This is a genomic window from Mesorhizobium loti R88b (assembly GCF_013170845.1).
Classification (GTDB): Bacteria; Pseudomonadota; Alphaproteobacteria; order Rhizobiales; family Rhizobiaceae; genus Mesorhizobium; species Mesorhizobium loti_B.
Window position 1 is genome coordinate 1,703,153 of record NZ_CP033367.1, and the last position, 15,717, is coordinate 1,718,869.

The following is a 15,717-nucleotide window of genomic DNA, read 5'->3' on the forward strand; positions in this document are numbered from 1 at the left end:
CGATTTCGGCTCATTTCGACAGATCTTCCAGCGGCATCGATATTTCGGCGAAGACGCCTTCCGGCCGGAATTCATGGGTCACCTCGCTTGAGATGACCTTGGCCAGGCTGCGGCGGATGAGGATCGAGCCGAAGCCGTGCCGCTCGGGCGGGGCGACTTCCGGGCCGCCGCTCTCGCGCCAGGTGAGCACCAGGCGCCGGCCGTCCTTCTTGCCTTGTGCCTTCCAGTCGAGATTAACCTTGCCCGATGCAACCGACAACGATCCATATTGCAGCGCGTTGCTGGCCAGCTCGTGCAGGATAAGTCCAAGGCCGACGGCCTGGTCGGGCGACAGCAAAAGGTCGGCGCCGGAGATTGTGATGCGCGGCTGGTCGGCGGCGTCAAAGGGCCTGATCTCGATCTGGACGAGTTCGCGGATGCCGATGCCGCGCCACTCGCGGTCGGAAAGGAGATTGTGGGCGATGCCAAGGGCCTGAAGCCGGGCACCGAAAGCCTCGAGGAATTCGCTCGGCTGGCGGGCATGACGCACGGTCTGCGTCGCCAGCGCCTGGACGGTCGCCAGCGTGTTCTTGACGCGGTGGTTGAGCTCGCGCAGCAGAAGCCGTTGCCGCTCGTCGCCGAGCTTGCGCTCGGAAATGTCGTAGTTGACGCCGAAGATCAGTGTCGGCTTGCCGTCGCCATCGCGCTCGATGACGCGGCCGCGCGTGGCTATCCAGCGCGGCGGATGAAAGCCTTTCACCCGGTATTCGCCGAAATAGTCGTCACTGCCGGACAGGGCATCGCGAAAGCGGGTTTCGGTCTGGTAGACGTCGCGCGGATCGATGGCGCCCAGGATGTCGCGCGCCCGAAGCCGGGTCGAGCGCGGCAGGTTGAACAGTTCCGACAGCCGGACATCGCATTCGATCATGTCGGTGCGGATATCCCATGCCCAGCTGGCGAGCGAGGCCGCGTCGAGCGCAATGGCGCGCCGTTTTTCCTCGCGTGCCAGTGCTGCCTCGGCGATGGCGCCGCTGCGGGTCGCGTCCTTTAAGGTGAACAGGCTGGCGGCAAGGCTGGCGAGTGTCTTCAACTGGTCGAGCTCGGTCTGTGACGGAAAGGCGTGCGGCTCGCGGTCGAGCACGCACAGCGTGCCGATCCTCGCGCCTGCCACGACCATCGGCGCGCCGGCATAGAAACGCACATGATGCTTGCCGGTGACCAGCGGGTTGGCTTTGAAGCGCGGGTCCGTCGTCGCGTCGGTCACCACCATGGGCGCGTCGCCGGCGGCGATGGCGTGGGCGCAAAAGGAGATGTCGGTCGCGGTCTCGGTCTCGTCCAGGCCAACACAGGATTTGAACCATTGCCGCTCGAGATCGACGAGCGTGACCAGGGCGATCGGTGCCTGCATCACCGTGGCGGCGAGGCTGCTGATGCGGTCGAAATCCGGGTCGGCCGCCGTATCCAGCATCTCCAGCCCGTGCAGCACGGCCAGCCGGTCCTTGCCATTGACCGCAAGGGCCACTTCAGCCGGCAGGCTGCCCCCTATGTCCGCCTTGCTATTCACCCCAGTGCCCCAATGTCCGTGCCGGCCTTTGCCGTTTTGCCGCTTCGCCAGGCTGCGGCCGGTCGGCTCGCCCGGAACCATCCTAGCGAGGAACCGTTACCCGACCGTGATCTGCCGCGTGCGCCAACAGACGCAAAACGAAACAAGGACCGGCCATGACCAAGATCATTCCGCAGGACAAAGCGCGGCAGGGGCGGTGGGGCTGGCATGGCTTGCGCATCCTGATCGCTGCGCTGCTTCTGGCTATCGCGGCCTGGGGCATCGCTGAAATCTATGGTCAGATGGTCAAGACACCGGCGACAGAGCAAGGAAGTGCGCCGGGTGGCTAGAGTTTCGGCCGTCATTGTTCGAGATTGCATCAGGCAGCCTTTGCCTCCGCAACTCTGGCGGGCACCAGGACATTCAACGCGCCAGGCCGGATTTCGATCGTCGTCTCCCGCTCGAGCCTGACCAACTCGCCATCCATGACGGCGCGGAACTTCCTGCTGCCGGAGTGGATTTTCAGGATCGTCCGATCTGATTGATGGATTTCGACATGTTCATTGTCGCGCCATTTGCCTCGCGCGATGTTGAAGAGGAATTTCATCAGTTCGGTCCGTTGCTGCGCCACCGTGACATAGATGCCAAGCACGCCGCCCGCCGGGTTGTCCGCATAAGGCAGATGGCCCTCGCCGAACAGATTGTTGGTGACGCCGATGGCTGTGATGCGCGCCGTCATCTCGGCCTCCCCGATCCCCAGTGTGACGTTCATCGCCGGCGGATTGTTGATCGTTTCCCATGCGGCCTTGGCCGAAGCGCCGATCTTTCCCAGGCGCGAACCGAATTCCATCCTCTGGCGCAGTTGCACCATCCTGGCATGCATGCCGATCGAGAACTGGTGGATGAAGGGCCGGCCGTTGGCCGTGGCCATGTCGACCGCGATGATCTCGCCATCGGCGAAGGAATTCAACGCGGCATCGAGCGACTGCGGAATGCCGAGGCCACGTGCGAACAGGTTCATGGTGCCGGCCGGCAAAATGGCAAGCGCCTTTTTATTGCCCATCAGCCTTGCGGCCGCCGCAGAAATGGTCCCGTCACCGCCACCGGCCAGCACGACATCGACCGCGTGGCGCGAAGCAGCATTGTCGAGGGTTTCCACCACGTCCCTGCCGGCAACCACATCAATCGTCAGCGAATGGCCTGCCGCTTCCAGCGTCTGATGCATCCTATCGGAAAAAGCGTTGAGATCTGTGGTGCGCAAGGTGCCGCCGTCCCGGTTCAGCACCGCCGCAAATTTCATGCCCCACTCCGTCGGCTCAACCAAGACAGGGCCGGGACGCGCCCAGCCGCAGGCTGAAACGTGGCGATGCCGGGAAGGTTCCATTGCAAGGGCGCAATTCAGCGCGTGCGTCTCCGGCCGTTACGCAACTGTTGCGTGTTTTTTGGCAGTCATTTTTGTCGGAACAACAGCATGATCACGACGTTGTGAACCCGTAGAGAATGCCGTGCCGGCCGTCCTAATGACGGTCAAATCGAGCGCGGCGCGCATGAAATCACGCATTAGGAGATATCATCATGATCCGCACGCTTTTAGCCACAACCGCACTCGCAACATTGATCGCGACCGGTGCCTTTGCGCAGAGCGCGACGACGTCAGCCCCTGCCGCCACCCCCGCTGTTCAGGAGCCGGCCGCGGCCGCTCCGGTGCCGCATGCGGAAGGCAGCATCGTCACCAACATCATCGGTGAATCCGTCTATAATGGCACCGGCGATGACGCCGAGAACATCGGCAAGGTCAGCGATGTCGTCTTCGACAAGGATGGTATGGCGAAATCCGTCGTCATCGGCGTCGGTGGCTTTCTGGGCGTAGGGGCAAAGAATGTCGCCTTCGACTACGACAAGCTGCAGTGGGCCGAAAAGAACGGCGACCGCTGGCTGGTTGCCCAGACAACCAAGGACGAACTTACGGCGCATCCGGAGTTCGACAGCAAGCCTTACGATCCGGCATCGGCGCCTGCCGCTTCCACCGACGCAGCAGCCCCGACCGCGCCCGCGACGACGGATACCGCACAGGCGCCAGCCGCCGCCCCAGCCGAGCCTGTCAAGCGTGCTGACGGCAATCTCGCCACCAAAATAATCGGCGAAACCGTCTACAATGGCACCGGCGATGACGCGCAGAATATTGGTAGCGTCAACGACATCGTGCTGACCAAGGATGGCAAGGCGGAATCCCTGGTCATCGGCGTCGGCGGCTTCCTTGGTCTCGGCGCCAAGAATGTCACCTATGATTTCAGCAAGGCACAGTGGGCCGAGAAAAATGGCGACCGTTGGCTGGTGGCCCAGACCACCAAGGAAGAGTTGACGGCACAGCCGGACTTCAACCGCAAGGCTTACGATCCGGTGCCGGCAACCACCGCGTCCAACGCGCCGGCAGCAACCGCTCCAGCCGCCGCTCCGGCGGATAAGACGGCCGAGGCTCCGACCGCACCCGATCAGACTGAGACCGCCGCCATCGACAAGTCGACGCTGACCGCGATGCCGATTGGCGAAATCAGGGCCGATGACCTGAAGGGCACCACCGTCTATGGCGCCAATGACGCCAAGGTCGGCGAGATCGGCGATGTCGTGCTGACGCCTGACAAGAAGACCGATGCGGTGATCGTCGATGTCGGCGGTTTCCTCGGCATTGGCGCGAAGGAAGTCGCTGTCGGCCTGGATAATCTCAAATTCATGACCGACAAGGATGGCAAGAAATATCTCTACACGACCTTCACCAAGGAGCAGCTTCAGGCGCAAACCGCCTATGATAAGGGCAGCTATGCGCAGAAGCGCGACCAGCAGCGTTTGATCGTGCAGTAATTTCGTTCAGCCGGTGAAAAGCCCGCGCCGACACCGGCGCGGGCTTTTTCATGTCAGGTGAGGAGGAAGGCCGGCGACGTGCCCGGCGACACCATTTTCCGTCAACTCCGCCAGCGCCAGTGACTGGTCGAGATGTTCGGCCCGCCAGGCGAGAAGCCGCTCGGCGAATTCCAGGCGGGTGGACAGATGCGCGGGGCTGTTGGCGAGGTTAATCAGTTCGCCAGGGTCTGCCTCGACGTTGAAAAGCAAGGGTGGCAGACCGCCGCCAAAATGCACGTATTTGAATTTCTTGGTGCGGATGACAGCCAGGTTGCACTGGCGCGAGGCAATGCCGAAATGTGCTTCGGGCTCGCCGCCTGCGATCGAGCGGAAATCGAACTCCCAATGCGCGGCGTCGCGCCAGATAGCAGGGGTTCCGCCGCTCAGGAAGGGTTTCAGCGAGCATCCGTCGAGATGCGGCTCAGGCGCCTCGCCAAGCAGGTCGATAAGCGTGGGCAAGATGTCGACCGCTTCGGTGAAGCGATCGACCGTGCTGCCCGCAGCCTTGCGATGCCGCGGATCGCGAATGATCAGCGGGATGTGGTAGCTGCCGTCGAAATAGCCACCCTTGCCCAGCATGAAATGGTCGCCCATCATCTCGGCATGGTCCGAGGTGAGGACAATGACTGTGTCGTTCCACGCGCCTGAAGCCTTGAGCGAATGCCATATCCGCCCGAGCTGTGCGTCGACCTCCGAGATCATGCCGTAATAGATCGCCCGGATGCGGCGGAAATCATCCTCGCTCCAGTCGTGCACCTTGCCTGCGGCGCCCGGGCGGAAGTTCGCGCGTGTCTTCCGGCTGAGATCATAAGCGAGATAGGGATGGCTCTGCGCTTCGGCCCGCCAGCTCTCCGCACGGCGAAAGGCGGGGCCGTCGGCTGGATCGTATAGTGTGTTGTAGGGTTCCGGCACGACGAAGGGCGGGTGCGGGCTGATGAAGGACAGATGCGCAAACCACGGCGTGGCCTGTTCCTGCTCGCCCAGCCAGCGGATGAACTCACCTGCCAGGAAAGCCGTTGGCGTATGGTCTTTTGAATAGATTGGCGGCGCCTCGGTCACGCCATCGACGTGGCCATCTTCGTCCACGGCACGGTGGATGTCCGGGGATCCGGCGCTGGCGTCGATGCCCTGCAGCTTCAGCCAGGACAACCACTGTTTCTGATGCTCCGGCAGCAGCTGGCGCACCGTGAATCCGGGCAGCACGCCCTCATAGCTTTTCAGCCTCGGATCATCAGGCGCCAGCAGGCGCGGATCGAGCGAGACGTCGGTGTAGCCGAACAGGGTTGGGTCATACCCCGTGCTGCGCGCATGCCGCGCGATGTTGCCATGGCGGGCATCGAGCGGCGAGCCATTGCGGCAGACGCGATTGTTCATCTGGTAGAGGCCGGTGTAGAGGCACGCGCGCGCCGGCGAGCAGGGTGCGGCGCCGCCATAGTGCTGCTTGAACAGCACGCCCTCGGCGGCCAGTGCGTCGGCGCTCGGTGTCTTCACCACGGGGTGGCCCGCGGCCGACAGGCAATCGCCTCGCCACTGGTCGCAAGTGATCAGGAGAACGTTGGGGCGCCTGGCTTTTCCTGTCACTCGCGACACCTTTCGCTGTATGTTCGAATGCAGCTCATGGAACCGATTTCCGGCAACGGCGCAAGGCCACCTGCACTAGCCAATTGGTGAACAAATCTCTTTTGATTGTTCACTTTTACAGCACAGTCCATTCTGTGTTTGCCGCCTTTGCCGCAAGCAGGGCTGTCCTCATATTGGCGTGGACAGCGGCAAGGGCCGCACAAACACCAAGGGAAGGAGCAAGAGACAATGCTCGACCAGATCAAGGGCCTGCATCACGTCACCTCGATGGCCAGGGATGCCCGGCAGAACAATGATTTCTTCACCCACAAGCTCGGCCAGCGCCGGGTCAAGAAGACCGTCAATTTCGACGCGCCTGACGTCTACCACCTCTATTATGGCGACGAGGCCGGCACACCCGGTTCGGTGATGACCTATTTTCCGTTTCCCAACATCGGCAAGGGCCGTCACGGCGTCGGCGAGGTCGGCACCACGGTTTACTCCGTGCCGGAAGGCACGCTCGACTATTGGGAAAAGCGCTTCACCGACGAGGGCGTGACCGGTGTCTCCCGCGAGTAGAGCTTTGGTGAGAAGCGGCTCGGATTTGCCGGGCCGGACGGCGACGGTTTTGCGCTCGTCGAGGACAAGGCCGATAGCAGAGCACCCTGGGTCAAGGGCGGCATTCCAACTGACGAAGCGATCCGTGGCTTCCACTCGGTTTCGCTCAGGTTGAAGGATGGCGGTGCCACCGAGGAGCTCTTGAAATTCATGGGTTACGAGGAAGTCGACAAGTCGGGCAATATCAGGCGGCTTGCCGTGAAGAATGGCAATGGCGCCGATGTCATAGACATCGAATCGCTTCCGACCGCGCCCTTCGCCGATCTCGGCGCCGGCTCGGTCCACCATGTCGCCTTCGCCGTCGAGAACCGCGCCAAGCAGCTCGAAGTGCGCAAGGCGTTGATCGATACCGGCTATGGGGTAACGCCTGTCATCGACCGCGATTACTTTTGGGCGATCTATTTCCGCACGCCGGGCGGCGTGCTGTTCGAAGTCGCCACCAACGAGCCGGGATTCGACCGCGATGAGGATACCGCGCATCTGGGTGAGGCGCTGAAGCTGCCGACGCAGCACCAGCATCTCCGGCCCTATCTCGAACAGCATTTGCAGAAGCTGGAAGGCTAAGGCCATGAGCAAGGACGCTTACATCCACAAGGCGCTGCCCGGTTCGCCGGGCGGTCCGCTGCTTTTCGTCTTCCATGGCACGGGAGGCGACGAGAGCCAGCTTGTCTCGCTGGGGCGCGATCTCGTGCCCCAGGCCACCGTCATCTCGCCGCGCGGCGATGTCTCCGAACACGGTGCGGCGCGCTTTTTCCGCCGCACCGGCGAGGGCCTCTATGACATGGACGATTTGGCGCGGGGGACGAGCAAGATGGTCGCCTTCGTCAAGGCGCATGTTGAGGAGGCGAAGCCCTCGGCGGTGCTCGGCCTCGGCTACTCCAACGGCGCCAACATCCTGGCGTCCGTGGTGTTCGCCGAGCCTGAGCTGTTCGACGCTACGGTGCTGATGCATCCGCTGATTCCGTTCGAACCGCAGGTGAAGGGCAGCCTTTCCGGTCGCCACATCCTGCTGACCGCTGGCAAGCGCGACCCGATCTGCCCGCCGAACGTGACGACGCGGCTCGAGGCCTATTTGCGTGCCGATGGCGCCGATGTCACAGTGGCGTGGCACGAAGGCGGGCACGAGGTGCGGCCAAACGAAATCGAGGCGGCCCGGCGGCTCTTCGCCGGTGTCGCTCAAGGAGTGTAGAAATGCCCGACCAACTGCCTGAAATCGAACTGGAAGACCGCGGCTCCAAGGGGCGTTATGTGCTGCGCGGCCCCGGTGGCGCCGAGGCCGAGATGACCTTCACCAAGATCGGCGAACACCAGATCATCATCGACCACACGGAAGTGCCGGACGCATTTCGCGGCCAGGGTGCCGGGCTTCGGCTCGTCACCCGTGCCGTCGAGGATGCTCGGGCAGTGGGCAAGAAGATCATCCCGCTTTGTCCCTTCGCCAACGCCCAGTTCCGCCGCCATCCGGAATGGGCCGACGTGCTGAAGCAGTAGGGGCGCGCAAGCACATCGTCGATCGGTATGCATGGGAAGAAGGGGCGGTCGCGGCAGCCGATTGGCTTTGTCATTTGCCGCGACCGGATATCTTGCCTAGATATGATATATCGCCGTGCCGACAAACGAAGTGAATGATCCCCCTATGACCGAAACAGACCTCGTCCCCGTCTTCGACGGCCACAATGATACGCTGCTGCGACTTTATCAGTCGAAGGACACGGACGTCGAAAAGCTGTTCATCGAGGGGAAGTCGGGCGGTCATATCGACCTGCCGCGTGCGAAAGCCGGCGGCTTTGCCGGCGGCATGTTCGCGATCTTCCCGCCGCCGGTCGAGAAGGCCAGGCGCAGCGCCGTGCCATTGGCGCCGAGCGACAGCGAGCCGCTGCCGCCGGAGGTGCCGCGCGCCGATGCGCTCAACTCGACGATCGCGATGGCCTCGATCCTGTTCCGGCTGGAACGGGCCGGAGCGCTTGCCGTCTGCCGGACCGCCGCCGACATACACAACGCCATGGCCAGAGGCACGATCGCCGCCGTGTTCCACATCGAGGGCGTCGAGGCGATCGATCCCGAACTCACCATGCTCGACGTACTGCATGCGGCCGGCCTGCGCTCGCTCGGCATCGTCTGGAGCCGGCCGAATGCTTTCGGTCACGGCGTGCCGTTCCGCTTTCCGTCCTCGCCCGATACCGGCCCGGGTCTGACTGACGCCGGCAAGGCGCTGGTCAAGGCCTGCAATCAGCTGAAGATCATGATCGATCTTTCGCACCTGAACGAGAAAGGCTTTCGCGATGTCGCCGCGCTGAGCGATGCGCCGCTGGTCGCCACTCATTCTAATGTGCATGCGCTCTGCACCCATTCACGCAATCTCACCGATTGGCAGCTTGGCGCGATCCGCGAGTCCGGCGGCATGGTCGGGCTGAATTTCGCCACCGGCTTCTTGCGCGAAGACGGCAGGATGAACAGCGACACCAGCCTCGACATCATGGTGCGCCATGTCGATTCGCTGCTGCAGGCGCTGGGCGAGGACGGCGTCGGTCTCGGTTCGGATTTCGACGGCGCCATGATTCCGGCCGTCATCGGTGACGTCGCCGGCCTGCCGAAGCTGATCGATGCGTTGGCCGCGCGCGGTTTCGGCCGGGCATTGATCGAAAAAATCGCCTATCGCAATTGGTTGAACATGCTTGAAAAGACAATTGGATAGCGCGCAGGCGCTATTCGAAACCAATTCTTTTGAGCCAGTCCTTGCCGACGCCACGATCGCGGATGATCGGCAGCGGATTTTCTGAATCAAGCCGGGCGCAGATGCGGTAGACTTCGAGCGTCTCGGCGCTCATCTCGTCGCGCTTGTAGAAGAACATGGCGGCGGCGTAGCGCGTGCGGCCGGACCATTGTTCGCCAAGCGGCGTGTTGACCAGCTCCCACTGCTCTGCGGCTTCCCCATCTTCTTGTAGCTTGTCGGCTTCGTCGGCCATGGTCAGAAATCCGCTGGCGGATTGGCGGTGCGGCGGTCGAGCTTGATGAAAGGCCGTGCCACCACCTTGGCCCGTTTCATCAGCTTCTGATACTGCAGCTCGCGCATGGCGTAGATCTCGACCCAGAGGTCCTCAACCATCGTATCACCATATGGCCGCTCCAGCGAAGCGATGGCGATGTTGCGCTTGGCCATCGGCGACCACATGGCGGCACTGACCAGTCCGACCTCCTGGCCTTTCTTGTGGTAGACGATGGCGTGTTCGGCCGGGATGTTGCCTTCGATCTCCAGCCCGACCAGCACATGGCGGAGCTTGCGTTTGGCGCGCGCTTCGAGGATGGCGCGGCGGCCGTTGAAATGGCCTTTTCCCGGATCGATCATGAAGCCCAGCCCGATCTCGTCGGGCCTGCGCAAGCGGTCGGCGCGGATGGCGTGTTCGGCGGTGGTGAAATCGGCATTGGCAACGATCAGCCCGGCCTCGAGCCGGGCGCGGTTGAGCGCGATGTAGCCGATGGCCCTGATACCGCGCAGTTCGCCCGCTGTCATCAACCGATCCCACAGGCTCAGCGCCTTGTCTGCCGAAACGAACAGTTCGTAGCCGAGATCGCCGGTGAAGCCGGTGCGCGATATGGTGACGGTGCCGCCATCATGGGCAAACTCGGCGAGGTCGAAGATCTTCAATCGCTCGACGGCGGCAAAGCCGGCATCGCGCAGTACGGCGAAGGAGGTTGGCCCCTGCAGCGCGAGCCCGGCGACCGCCTCGGTTTCCTCCTCGACGATGACGTCGAAGCCGATGGCGCTGTCGAGCAGCCAGGGCAGATGCCGCTCCTGCGAACACAGGCGGAAGCGGGTCGGCGACAGCCGGAACAGAGTGCCGTCGTCGAGGACAAAACCTTCGTCGTCGCACCATGCCGTGTAGTGGACGCGGCCGGACCTGAGTTTGGTGACATCGCGCAAGGTGACCCGATCGAGGAAGGCTTCGGCTCCCGGCCCCTCGATCCGGTATTTGGTCATCGGCGAGATGTCGAACAGCGCCGCCTGGCTGCGGATGGCGAAGTATTCGAGCTCCTCGTCCCACAGCGAATGCGGTGCGCGGTAGCCGGCCCAATTGTACCAGTCCTGGGTTCTGGCCAGCGCATCGAGGCGCGGCTGGAATGGCGTGCCAAGGCGCAGCGTGCGGAAATGGCCTTGGGCGGCGATGCGCGCGGAAACAGCCACATTGGCCGCCTTTGCAACGGGCTTCTTCCTGGTCGCTTGGGCCATGACCTATTCCTTCATCGCGATGATGCGCTTTGCAGCGTTGAGCCCTGGTGCACCGGAGACACCGCCACCGGGATGCGAGCCGGCGCCGGCCAGGAACAGCCCTTCGAGCGGCGTGTTGTAGCCGGACCAGCCGGAGACCGGGCGCGAGATCAGCATCTGGTCGGCCTGTAATTCGCCATGGTGCCAATGGCCGCCCGGCATGCGGTAGCGCGTCTCGATATCGGCCGGGGTGAGAAGCTCGGCATGGACGACGCTCTTGCCGATGCCAGGCGCATAAGCCTCGAGTTGCGCCATGATCGCCTTGAGCAGTTTTGGCTTGCCGGAATCCCAGCCTTCTTTCAACGCGTAGGGCGCGTATTGCACCACCGCCGACAGCACACAGGCTCCATCAGGCGCAAGCGAGGGTTCGGCGAGGCTGGGCAGGGTGATCTCCATCACCGGCTCGGGCGAGAATTCACCGTATTTGCATGGGTTGAAGGCGCGTTCGACATGATCGGGCGAGGGGGCGATGACCAACCGGCCCTTGTGGCCTGCTGCATCGACCCCGCCAAATTGCGGCGGCCGGTCGAGCGCCAAGTGGAGCTTGGCGGCGTCGCCCTTCATGCGGATGTTTTTCACCTTGCGCACGAAGCCGGTATCGATCTCGCGCGGCCCGACAAGGTCGAGGAACGTGGTTGCCGGATTGATGGCCGAGACGATGGTCCTGGCGCGCAACTCCTCGCCAGTGTCGAGCACGACGCCGACAGCGCGACCTTTCTCGACGATGATTTTTGCCACGGAAACCGATGTGCGGATGGTGACACCGGCCTTCTCCGCCGAGGCGCGAATGGCGGCGACGACAGCGCCCATGCCGCCCTTTGGCAGAGCTTGCGCACCGGATGCCCCGCCGGTCTCACCCGCCAGTCGATAATAGAGCCCGAGCAGCGAGGTTGGCGAGCGCGGGCCGAGATGGCTGCCAAGGGTTGCGTCGAAGGCGAGCAGGCCTTTCAGCCTGTCGTCCTCGAGCTGTTCGTCGAGCAAATCGGCGATGTTCATCAACAGCACGCGCAGGAAGTCGCGCATGTCTTCCTTGCCGAGCTTTTTCAGCGCCAGTGCGGTCTGGCCGAGGGACGCGGTCTCCAGCAACGACATGCCGGCGAGATCGGGGGCGCGGCGGGAGAGGAACGGCTTCAGAATGCCGGCATAGCGCAGCAGCTGCGCGCGCAATTCTTTCCAGGCCGATTGCTCGGAGGAACTGGCGCCGGTCAGCACCTCGCCATAGGCGCCATGCAGCATCAACGATGGGCCATCCTTCGACAGGGCAACAGACGGCAGGAAGTCGGCGCGGGCAAATTGCAGCCCATGTTTCTCCAGCTCCAGCGTCTTCACCACATCGGGATGCAGACGGTTCAGCACGTGAGCGATTGATGAGGCGCGGAACCCGGGTGCGAATTCCTTGGTGCGCGCGGCGCCGCCGACTTCGGCGCCCGCCTCCAGCACCAGCACCTTGCGGCCGGCTTTCGCCAGCGTGGCCGCAGCGACAAGGCCGTTGTGGCCGCCGCCAATGACGATGGAATCAAATGACGTCATGGGCTGGGCTCATATGCGAGGTGGATTTGGCGAGATCGCGCAGGATCTCGGCGGCGGCATTGCGGCCGGGCGCACCCATGACGCCGCCGCCGGGATGGGTCGAGGAGCCGCACATATAGAGCCCGCCGACCGGCGAGCGATATTGCGCGTAGCCCGGCACCGGGCGGTTGAACAAAAGCTGGTCGAAGGTCAGTTCGCCCTGAAAAATGTTCCCTTCGGTGAGGCCGACCTCGGCCTCGATCTCGCGTGGCGTGCGCACCTCCATGTGGATGATGCGGTCACGGAAGCCCGGCGAGTATTCGGCTATCTGCGCAATTACGCTTTCGGCGAAACCATCGCGGTCGGCATCGGTCCAGTCTTGGCCGTTCACCTTCGGCGGCGCGTACTGCACGAAGCAACTCATGAAGTGTTTGCCCGGCGGCGCCATGGTCGGGTCGAGCGTCGTCGGGATCACCATGTCGAGGAACGGGTCAGACGACCAGCGACCGGCCTTCCAGTCGTCATAGGCGCGCTCCATGCGCTCCATCGAATCGGTGAAATGCATGTCGCCGCGATAGACCGGCGAATCCTTCGGCAGCGCGGGGAATTCCGGCAGCGAATCGAGCGCGATGTTGACCTTGCCGGACGAGCCGCGGATCTTGAAGTTCTTCACCCGGCGCAGGAAAATGTCGGGCAGTTCCTTCTCCTCGACCAGCTTCAGGAACGTGCGCTTCACGTCGGCGTTGGAGACGACGAGCTTGCCGTAAATCTCCTCGCCGCCGGCCAGAACCACGCCCTTGGCCTTGCCTCGGCTCACCAGCACATGGTCGACCTCGGCGCCGGTGCGGATGGTGCCACCCGACGCCTTGAACGACGCGGCAAGCGCCTTGGTGACCGCGCCCATGCCGCCGCGCGCATAGCCCCAGGCGCCGACCGAGCCGTCGACCTCGCCCATGTAGTGGTGCAGCAGCACGTAAGCCGTGCCGGGCGACATCGGCCCGAGTGCTGTGCCGATGATGCCGGACAGAGCGAAGTTCGCCTTGATGACATCGGTCTCGAAATATTCGTCGAGGAATTCCGAGATCGACATGGTCCAGAAGCGCAGTGTCAGCGCCATTTCCTCAGCAGACAGGCCGGCGAATTTCTTACCAAGGTACAGCAGCTCGCCGAGGTCGCGCGGCTTGAGGCTGGTCGGGTCGGGGGCGGTCCGCATCAAGAGCGGCTGGATGAAGCGGCACTGCCGCGTCACGTCGCGGGCGTAACGGTCATAGGCTTCTGCATCGCGTTTGGAAAAGCGGGCGAATTCGCGCCGGTGCGCATCGTGGTCGCGGTAGTTGGCGAGGTAGTCGCCATCGCGGGTGAACACCGCGCCGCCCTCATAGGAGATGACCTGCAGGCCGAAGCGCGGCAGTTCGAGGTCGCGCATGATCTCGGGGCGAAACAGCGAGCAGACATAGGAGCAGTTGGAGTAAAGGAAGCCCGGCGTCAGCTCACGGCTGGTGGCTGCACCTCCGACCCAGTCGTTCTTCTCGACCACCAGCACGTCGAGCCCGGCACGCTGCAGGTAGCAGGCGTTGACCAGACCGTTGTGTCCGCCGCCGATGATGATCGCGTCCCAAGCTTTCATGTTGGCCCTGTTCTCATGCGCGACCCGCTGTTCATTTTTGCGTGATCTGTTCCCGATTGGGCGGAATCTGGCACGATATCAGCCGTTCTGTCCAGCCATACTGAATGAATGTTCAACAAATGATGTTGCGTTTTCCCCAGCATGGGTTACGCTTTGCCGGCATTCGAAACTGATGAAATCGGCTGACGGAGCCGAAGTCCGATGATCGAAACGGCAGATGCCGAGCCGGAGTATGACGACACCGCCATCCGCTTCCTCGAGGCGCTGTGGGGCGACGGCTACCTGTCACCGGGTGGGCCAGAAGAGGTCGACCGGGTGGTCGAGGGCCTTTCGCTCCATGACAAGACGATCCTCGACATCGGCTGCGGCTCCGGCGGCATCGCGCTGCATCTGATCGAGCGCCATGGCGCTGCCCAGGCCACCGGTTTTGATGTCGAACAGCCGGTGATCGAGGCGGCCCGGCAACGTGCCGCGGCGCGTGGGTTGGAGCAGAAGGCCAGCTTCATCCTGGGGCCGCCGGGACCGCTGCCTTTCGCCGATCGCTCCTTCGATGTCGTCTTCTCCAAGGATGCGCTGCTGCACGTGCCTGACAAGGACGCGCTGTTCGCCGAGATATTCCGGGTGCTGAAGCCGGGCGGCGTCTTTGCGGCTTCCAACTGGATGATTGGCCATGACGGTGAACCGTCGCCCGAGATGAAGGCCTATGTCGCCGCCGAGGGGCTGTCCTTCGCCATGGCCTCGCCCGCGCGCTATGCCCAGGCGATGCGTGGCGCCGGCTTTACCGATGTCACCGTGCGCGACCGCAATCCCTGGTACCGGGAGGTGGCGCGCGGGGAACTCACGCGGCTCAAGGGACCGCTCTACCGACAGGTCGCGGCAGCGGTCGGCGCGGCCTATGTCGACAAGAACATCAAGACCTGGGAGGCAATGCAGAAGGTGCTTGACAGTGGCGAGCACCGTCCCACTCATCTGCGCGGTTGGAAGCCGGTAGGATAGCCGGCAATGCTGGAGACCGTCACATCCATGAAGACTTCCGAGGCCAGGGACATTCTCGCCGAAACGGCGCGAAAGGGCGATGCCGAAAAGCGCGGCCGCAAGGCTTCGAAGGAGGTCCGTCAGCTGCAGCTGATCGAGGCGACGATCGATTCGCTCGCCAAGCGCGGCTACGCCGAGACGACGATGGCCGATGTCGCCGATGGCGCGGGCCTGTCGCGCGGCATCGTCAACTTCCATTTCGAGAGCAAGGAAAAGCTGCTGATCGCCACGCTGCAGCACATGTATGACGAGTATTCGGCGCATTGGCGCGCTTCGCTGCAGAAGGCAGGCGACGATCCGGCGCGACAGCTGCAGCAACTGGTGTGGGCCGACTTCGACCGCTCGATCTGCAACAAGCGCAAGCTCGCCGCCTGGCTGGCCTTTTGGGGCGAGGCCAAGTCGCGGCCGACCTACCAAGCGCTGAGCAGTTCGCGCGATAATTATTACCAGCAGGTCTTCATCGATCTCTGCACGACGCTCAAGCAGAGCGGCTCCTATGCCTATGAGCCGCAGGTGATGGCGTTGGCGCTGTCGGCCATGCTGGAGGGGCTATGGCTGCGGCTGATGATGGGCACCGAGGACACAACGCGCGAAACAGCCTTGCAGGCGGCCAACGCTTTCTTGGCCTCTGCCTTCCCGAAGCACTTCGGTTAGCAACAGCCGGCCGCCAAGACCGGCAAG

Annotated in this window: 14 protein-coding genes and 1 pseudogene; 8 read left to right on the forward strand and 7 right to left on the reverse strand. The window is 63.3% G+C overall.

Features of this window, described 5'->3' with window-relative positions; all coding sequences use genetic code 11:
• Nucleotides 1-10: 10 nt before the first annotated feature.
• Nucleotides 11-1,543, reverse strand: coding sequence for a sensor histidine kinase (locus EB235_RS08385; RefSeq protein WP_027031430.1), 1,533 nt, complete (start codon nt 1,541-1,543; stop codon nt 11-13).
• 155 nt (nt 1,544-1,698) lie between these two features.
• Between EB235_RS08385 and EB235_RS08390 the strand changes: the two genes are divergently transcribed.
• Complete coding sequence (locus tag EB235_RS08390) at nt 1,699-1,872, forward strand: hypothetical protein (protein ID WP_080680839.1); 174 nt, start codon at nt 1,699-1,701, stop codon at nt 1,870-1,872.
• A 29-nt stretch (nt 1,873-1,901) separates the two neighbouring features.
• Here EB235_RS08390 and EB235_RS08395 read toward each other — a convergent pair whose 3' ends face one another.
• Nucleotides 1,902-2,822 carry a diacylglycerol/lipid kinase family protein gene (locus tag EB235_RS08395; RefSeq protein WP_027031429.1) on the reverse strand — a complete coding sequence of 307 codons (921 nt, stop codon included), beginning with the start codon at nt 2,820-2,822 and terminating at the stop codon, nt 1,902-1,904.
• Between the two features lie 275 nt (nt 2,823-3,097).
• Between EB235_RS08395 and EB235_RS08400 the strand changes: the two genes are divergently transcribed.
• Entirely contained in the window at nt 3,098-4,381 is a 1,284-nt protein-coding gene (locus tag EB235_RS08400) for a PRC-barrel domain-containing protein (protein ID WP_027031428.1), read from the forward strand.
• 48 nt (nt 4,382-4,429) lie between these two features.
• Here EB235_RS08400 and EB235_RS08405 read toward each other — a convergent pair whose 3' ends face one another.
• Nucleotides 4,430-6,001, reverse strand: coding sequence for an alkaline phosphatase family protein (locus EB235_RS08405; RefSeq protein ID WP_027031427.1), 1,572 nt, complete (start codon nt 5,999-6,001; stop codon nt 4,430-4,432).
• A 228-nt stretch (nt 6,002-6,229) separates the two neighbouring features.
• On the opposite strand from EB235_RS08405, the pseudogene EB235_RS08410 reads away from it, so the two are divergent.
• The 4 genes and pseudogenes from EB235_RS08410 to EB235_RS08425 all read left to right on the forward strand — a co-directional run bounded on the left by EB235_RS08410 (nt 6,230) and on the right by EB235_RS08425 (nt 9,293).
• A pseudogene (locus EB235_RS08410) lies at nt 6,230-7,162 on the forward strand (ring-cleaving dioxygenase).
• Nucleotides 7,163-7,166: 4 nt separating this feature from the next.
• Nucleotides 7,167-7,787 (forward strand): alpha/beta hydrolase, encoded by a 621-nt coding sequence (locus tag EB235_RS08415; protein ID WP_027031426.1) that lies wholly within the window; start codon nt 7,167-7,169, stop codon nt 7,785-7,787.
• Nucleotides 7,788-7,789: 2 nt separating this feature from the next.
• Nucleotides 7,790-8,089, forward strand: coding sequence for a GNAT family N-acetyltransferase (locus tag EB235_RS08420; protein ID WP_027031425.1), 300 nt, complete (start codon nt 7,790-7,792; stop codon nt 8,087-8,089).
• Between the two features lie 145 nt (nt 8,090-8,234).
• Nucleotides 8,235-9,293, forward strand: a complete 1,059-nt coding sequence (locus EB235_RS08425) for a dipeptidase (RefSeq protein ID WP_027031424.1) — start codon at nt 8,235-8,237, stop codon at nt 9,291-9,293.
• 10 nt (nt 9,294-9,303) lie between these two features.
• Here EB235_RS08425 and EB235_RS08430 read toward each other — a convergent pair whose 3' ends face one another.
• From EB235_RS08430 to EB235_RS08445, 4 genes are read right to left on the reverse strand one after another with little or no spacing between them, the layout of a single operon-like run.
• Nucleotides 9,304-9,564: a hypothetical protein gene (locus EB235_RS08430; protein ID WP_027031423.1), complete on the reverse strand. Its 261-nt coding sequence runs from the start codon at nt 9,562-9,564 to the stop codon at nt 9,304-9,306.
• A 2-nt stretch (nt 9,565-9,566) separates the two neighbouring features.
• Nucleotides 9,567-10,826, reverse strand: coding sequence for an aminomethyltransferase family protein (locus tag EB235_RS08435; RefSeq protein WP_027031422.1), 1,260 nt, complete (start codon nt 10,824-10,826; stop codon nt 9,567-9,569).
• A 3-nt stretch (nt 10,827-10,829) separates the two neighbouring features.
• On the reverse strand, nt 10,830-12,395 hold the full coding sequence (locus EB235_RS08440) for a phytoene desaturase family protein (RefSeq protein WP_027031421.1): 1,566 nt from the start codon (nt 12,393-12,395) through the stop codon (nt 10,830-10,832).
• The gene (locus tag EB235_RS08445) at nt 12,382-14,001 is read right to left on the reverse strand and encodes a phytoene desaturase family protein (RefSeq protein ID WP_027031420.1); all 1,620 of its coding nucleotides are present in this window, start codon (nt 13,999-14,001) and stop codon (nt 12,382-12,384) included. Before EB235_RS08445 ends, EB235_RS08440 begins: the two co-directional genes overlap by 14 nt.
• Nucleotides 14,002-14,202: 201 nt before the next feature.
• On the opposite strand from EB235_RS08445, the gene EB235_RS08450 reads away from it, so the two are divergent.
• A complete protein-coding gene (locus EB235_RS08450; RefSeq protein ID WP_027031419.1) occupies nt 14,203-14,997 on the forward strand; it encodes a class I SAM-dependent methyltransferase in 795 nt (264 codons plus the stop codon).
• A gap of 6 nt (nt 14,998-15,003) precedes the next feature.
• On the forward strand, nt 15,004-15,690 hold the full coding sequence (gene betI, locus EB235_RS08455; RefSeq protein WP_027031418.1) for a transcriptional regulator BetI: 687 nt from the start codon (nt 15,004-15,006) through the stop codon (nt 15,688-15,690).
• Nucleotides 15,691-15,717 lie beyond the last annotated feature (27 nt).